The sequence below is a fragment of the Chryseobacterium mucoviscidosis genome (assembly GCF_002177115.1).
GTDB classification, from domain to species: Bacteria; Bacteroidota; Bacteroidia; order Flavobacteriales; family Weeksellaceae; genus Chryseobacterium; species Chryseobacterium mucoviscidosis.
Map to the genome: position 1 here is coordinate 1 of NZ_MVAG01000012.1, position 235 is coordinate 235.

1 pseudogene is annotated in these 235 nt (G+C 30.6%); it reads right to left on the bottom strand.

From position 1 onward, the window contains the following. Positions 1–235, bottom strand: a pseudogene (locus B0E34_RS00055) (hypothetical protein); the annotation flags it as partial.

Genomic DNA, 235 nt, shown 5'->3' on the forward strand with positions numbered 1-235 from the left:
ATCCTGATGAGGAATATTAATAAGACCTCTTATTTTTTTTACTTCAAAAGCTGTATCAAACAATAGTTTTTTATTTCTGTCGAAAACTTTTATAGAATTTTTTCGCTGATTGAGATCTACATAAACCGTCTGTCCTCCGGCAATTACACCTTCCGAACCTTTATTTATTTTGTAGTAAAATGTATCTGGCGTAGGATTGTATACTACGTAGTAATTTTTTTTGGCTAAAAAAAGG